This is a genomic window from Photorhabdus akhurstii, assembly GCF_018448925.1.
GTDB classification, from domain to species: domain Bacteria; phylum Pseudomonadota; class Gammaproteobacteria; order Enterobacterales; family Enterobacteriaceae; genus Photorhabdus; species Photorhabdus akhurstii.
Window position 1 is genome coordinate 1 of sequence record NZ_RCWE01000082.1, and the last position, 1,449, is coordinate 1,449.

General features: G+C 48.8%; 1 protein-coding gene. It reads left to right on the forward strand.

The window, feature by feature from the left end:
• Positions 1-146 precede the first annotated feature (146 nt).
• On the forward strand, positions 147-1,166 hold the full coding sequence (locus EAE93_RS23815) for an IS110 family RNA-guided transposase (RefSeq protein ID WP_110086014.1): 1,020 nt from the start codon (positions 147-149) through the stop codon (positions 1,164-1,166).
• Positions 1,167-1,449: the final 283 nt, after the last annotated feature.

Genomic DNA, 1,449 nt, shown 5'->3' on the forward strand with positions numbered 1-1,449 from the left:
GGAGAATGTAATGAACGCATCCCAACCACTTAGCCTTTGGCATTGTGCTGGAATTGAGAGATGAGATGTGGATCCTCACAGATTTCCGGCCTTATAGTGCCTAAAAGCGGGAGACTATTGCTCCCTGATGACTGGAGGATCCACCCATGAAATTTACTCCTTTTGGCGTCGATATTGCAAAACATTTGATGCAAATTCATTTTGTCGATGAATACACCGGTGAACTTATTGATAAGCAACTGAGGAGGCCGGATTTTTTAACGTTCTTCAGTAACCGCGAACCTTGTCTGATTGGCATGGAAGCCTGTGGCGGTGCGCATTATTGGGCTCGGGAGCTGAGGAAGCTGGGGCATGACGTGCGTTTGCTTCAGGCTAAATTTGTTAAAGCGTTCCGGATGGGAAATAAAAATGATGTTCAGGATGCCCGGGCCATTTGGCTGGCGGTTCAGCAACCCGGTAAATCGATCGCGATTAAAAATGAAGAGCAACAGGCCATTCTGTCATTACACCGAATGCGCCACCAATTAGTCAAATTCAGAACCGCACAAATCAATGCGCTGCATGGTTTGCTACTGGAATTTGGTGAAACCATGCATAAAGGCAGGGCTTCTCTGGATAAGGCCATGCCTGAGGTACTTGAGCGACTCAGAAAAAAACTGGCCCCGTTCCTGCTTGCTCTGCTTGAAGCGCAATATCATCGTTTGACCGAAATCGACGAACAAATTGAACAAATGGAAAACCAACTAACGGCGTGGGCAAAGCAGAATGCCGATTGTCAGCGGATTATGAAAATTCCCGGTGTCGGTGTCCTGATTGCGACCGCCGCCATCGCGACGATGGGCGATCCCAGCGCATTTCGGTCGGGCAGGGAATTTTCGGCCTATCTGGGCCTGGTACCGAAACAAACGGGAACAGGAGGCCGGGTCAAATTACTGGGCATCAGTAAACGGGGAGATACCTACCTGAGAACCCTGTTTATTCACGGTGCAAGAGTGGCCACCTTACTGACGAAAACCCCGCTGCCGTGGGTGACGGAGCTGAAAAAACGCCGTCCGGTCTGTGTGGCGATTGTGGGGATGGCCAATAAGCTGGCTCGCACCGTTTGGGCATTGGTCGCCCATCAGCAGGAATACCAAAAAGATTACGTTAGTGTCAGACCTTACTGAAGTGTTTCACTGATCAACTTTCACTTTTAACGACAAGGATGAATGCAGAAAGATTGCTAAAGCAATGATAATGATGACAAAGGCAGGTAAGACCGTGACTTGCTAAACCTGATTTATGCTCTGAGCTTAAAGCTCGTTAGGAGAGTGAGGAGCCAGTCAGCGGATTACATCGAGGCCCGCAGCTCTGGCTGCAATAAGGCCGGATATAGAGCTGCAACCTACCGTCGATGCCAGAGTAATTTTTGTCTTGCAAACGGGATGCGTTCATATAGAGCATAAAAAA

What these genes read in the sequence shown, in the direction of transcription:
- EAE93_RS23815 (WP_110086014.1), top strand. Translation starts at nt 147, where the DNA reads ATGAAATTTACTCCTTTTGGCGTCGATATTGCAAAACATTTGATGCAA.